3 protein-coding genes and 1 pseudogene are annotated in these 3,422 nt (G+C 42.1%); 2 read left to right on the top strand and 2 right to left on the bottom strand.

Annotated features, from left to right (window positions below; all coding sequences use genetic code 11):
• Window positions 1-263: 263 nt before the first annotated feature.
• Together IQR33_RS15485 and IQR33_RS15480 are read left to right on the top strand one after the other, a co-directional pair.
• Window positions 264-530 carry a hypothetical protein gene (locus IQR33_RS15485; protein ID WP_017634954.1) on the top strand — a complete coding sequence of 89 codons (267 nt, stop codon included), beginning with the start codon at window positions 264-266 and terminating at the stop codon, window positions 528-530.
• Between the two features lie 155 nt (window positions 531-685).
• The gene (locus IQR33_RS15480; protein ID WP_017634953.1) at window positions 686-2,314 is read left to right on the top strand and encodes a methyl-accepting chemotaxis protein; all 1,629 of its coding nucleotides are present in this window, start codon (window positions 686-688) and stop codon (window positions 2,312-2,314) included.
• 125 nt (window positions 2,315-2,439) lie between these two features.
• Here the strand turns inward: IQR33_RS15480 and miaE are convergent, their stop codons facing one another.
• Together miaE and IQR33_RS15470 are read right to left on the bottom strand one after the other, a co-directional pair.
• A complete protein-coding gene (miaE, locus tag IQR33_RS15475; RefSeq protein ID WP_086046621.1) occupies window positions 2,440-3,210 on the bottom strand; it encodes a tRNA isopentenyl-2-thiomethyl-A-37 hydroxylase MiaE in 771 nt (256 codons plus the stop codon).
• 97 nt (window positions 3,211-3,307) lie between these two features.
• Window positions 3,308-3,422, bottom strand: a pseudogene (locus IQR33_RS15470) (DNA repair protein); the annotation flags it as partial.

Here is a 3,422-nt window from a genome sequence, read left to right as displayed (position 1 = left end):
ATCATTCTTGTTTATAAATGTTACTTGCACGTTAAATATGGATGACATCTAAGCCAGCGCTGAAAATTGTTATCAGAATGTGATCTTTATTCAATGGTTAGGATGGGGGTATTGAGTGTGTGGCCGTTGAAGCGGTGGAAAAATAATACCAACAGTCAACGAATTGCATTCACTGCAATCAAGCTGTCATCTTTGCTCTATAAGTTGTGCGGCGTCATTCATCTAGCCATATGGCTAGAACTCAAATTGATAGATGGAGCACCATGGCTAGAGCAGTAAATCCAACCGATGAAACCATCATTAAATTGTTACAAGAGCAAGGTTTGATTAGAAGTGAAGCAGAAGCACGTTTAAAGAAAGAGGTGTACCGCTTGCAACCTAATGAGATAGCAAAAGTAAAAAATTATGCCCAGCATTTTGGGATAAATGCGAAAGAAAAGCTCATCGATGAGATCTTGGATCTGCGCCGAGAAGCGCTCATGAAAAGATGTAGACACAATACGGAGCATGCGAGCCTATCTCTAAAATAGCATGTGATAAAACTATCAATTACTGGTCAAGATTTGATCTCTCAAGCCGATGTATATAAGAGCGTTCAATGATATCGAGCGCAAAAAACAGTGTGTTTTAGAGGTTAAGCTTTCACTTAAGTGAGAGGTTTGGAAAGGCTGCGGGGAGAAAGTGCATGCGTATTAAAGACTTAAGTGTCGTAAAGAAAATATCGGTTAGTTATTTAACCGTTTTTGCCGTGTTTGGTTTAGTGTCAGTAATGTTGGTGCAAGGTTTGTTAACACTGAATAAAGACATTTCAGTGTTAACAGATAAAAGTTTACCTTCTGTTGCGATTTTGAAAGGTATCCAAGTTGATATTACTAAAGTGCGTAAAGATGAGTTCTCTTTATTGCCAAACGCAAATCACCCCAAAATTGGTGAATGGTTAAAAGGCCTCGACCAATGGCGTTCTGATGTGCAGGCTGGTATTGCAGAATACGAAAAGCTCGACCTTAATAAGCGTGAAACGCAGTCCTTTAGCGTTTTTAAAGAAACTTGGAATCAATACATCAAAGAAACGAAGACTTACAACGTATTGCTAAGCCAAGGCGATGCTGAAAGTGCAAATGATGTAATTTTATCAAGTTTCGATACCTACTCAAAAGCGTTGAGCAGCTTGGATGATACCCTCGCGTTGAACGATGAGTTGGTGAATTTGATTGGCGAAGAAGTACAAAGTGAAGCGGCATTTACACAATACAGCGCTGCTGTTGGTGCGCTTGTCGTCGCATTGGTCATGGTAATGTCTGCCATGTTGCTTTCTCGAGTCATCTGCGGGCCTGTTGATCGAGCACTGGAATTCGCTTCCAAAATCGCCAAGGGTCAATTGAATAATCAAATCGACGAAAGCGAATTGAGCAAAGACGAGTTAGGAACGCTGCTCAAAGAGCTTGTCGGTATGCAAACAAACTTACATTCGTTGGTTTCTGAGATTAATGACTCAACGATTCAGCTAACGGCAGCAGTAGAGGAAGTGAGTGCTATTTCTTCTCAGACCGCTTCTGGTATGCAAAATCAACAAATTGAACTTAGCTCGGTGGCTTCTGCGATGACAGAAATGCAAGCTGCTGTAAGTGAAGTGGCACAAAATACCGAAGTTGGCGCAACCTCTGCTTATTCGGCTGCGGAAGTGGCAAAGCAAGGAACGGTGACGTTACAACAAACTATCGCAGTAATTGAGCGTGTATCACATACGATCCAAGAATCAGATGAACTGGCACGTGAGCTTGAATCGAGCTCAAACAATATCAATGTGGTCGTAGATGTGATCCGCGGGATTGCCGAGCAAACAAACTTGTTAGCACTGAACGCCGCAATTGAAGCCGCTCGGGCTGGTGAACAAGGACGTGGGTTTGCTGTTGTGGCAGATGAGGTTCGTTCTCTGGCGCAACGCACTCAAGACTCCACTTCACAAATTGTGGAAATTGTTAATCAACTACAAGAGAGCAGCAGTAAAATAGGGCATTCAAGCCGTGATTGTCAGGAGGGTATTTCTCAGTGTGTTGAGCAAGTTAATGATGCTGATAGCCAGATAAAAGAAATTGAACATTCTGTCGATAACATAGCGCAAATGAGTACACAAATCGCAACGGCGTGCAGTGAGCAGAATTCTGTATCCGAAGAGCTGAATCGCAGCGTGGAGCATATTAATAGTGCTTCAACAGAGATGGCTGAGGGAGCTTCACAAACGGCTGTGGCTTGTCAGCAGATTAGTAGCCTAGCGCACAACTTGAAAACTCGAATGGGTTCATTCCAGCTCTAGTTGTTGTGTTTCAGCTTTATTCCTAACCTCATTGCTACAATAAATAAGCCGGACGAAATGTCCGGCTTATTTATTCTCTGTCTATATAAGTTCAGAGTATGCTCAACCTTGGGAGAATATGCTCGCTAGGCTGGAATACCACTGTGAAACTTAAAATCTGTATCTGGCGTAGAAATTAAATCTGCCTCTATACGTCCAAAGTAGGCGATGCGCTCGCTGATATCTTTGCCTGCGATTTGCTCCGCTAATACAAGATAATCCTGGTAATGGCGTGCTTCTGAACGTAATAAAGAAATGTAGAACTTTGCGATATCGTCATCCATATGTGGTGCTAGTTTGGCAAAACGCTCACAAGATCGGGCTTCGATGTACGCACCAATGATGAGTTTATCGATCAGCGTTTCCGGCTCATGAGTCTTCATATGCGAAATCAGTCCTTTAGCATAACGACTTGCTGGAATATTTTTGTACTCAATTCCACGACTTTCCATGATCTCTAAAACTTGATAAAAGTGGTGTAACTCCTCTTTTATCAAAAGCACCATCTTATCGATCAAATCTTGGCTATATGGTGAGTCGGACTTAGCCATGATTGCCTTAGAAATATTGCTCTTGCCTTTTAAAGTTTCCAATGAGCCTACGTTACGGTAAGCAAAATCTTCGTAGGGCTTAAACCAGTCAAGTAGAGCATGTGAACTGGATTGATCAACGGCATACTTACGAATTAAAAACATGGCAGATTGGCCAGCTTTTAGTTCGCACAGTAGGTGGTCTAACAAAATGGTTTGAAGGTTCTCTGGTTTCTTTGCTTCCTCTACCCATTCATCAGGTGTACTGCATCGCAGAAATTGGTTAATGGGAGCAAGAAGATCTTGATAGGCGTCTAGATTCATCATTTTAGTTTTAGTACTTCACATTTTTATTGGGCATATCCGTTGTCTTGCGGATAGAAAAAAGGCTGCAATTGCAGCCTTTTTTGACCTGAAGTGAATGTTACCACTTTTTCTTCTCGCCGAAGAGAGCTTCCATGTCATTGTCACGCTCTTTGTCAGCAATCTGCTGCATTTCGGCATCGCTTTTATCTTGGCGCTTTTTATCTAAGTCACCT

Source organism: Vibrio sp. OPT46 (assembly GCF_015163535.1).
In the GTDB taxonomy this organism is placed as follows: Bacteria; Pseudomonadota; Gammaproteobacteria; order Enterobacterales; family Vibrionaceae; genus Vibrio; species Vibrio alginolyticus.
Note: the sequence above shows the minus strand (reverse complement) of the source record. Positions and strands in the feature narration are given on the sequence as shown.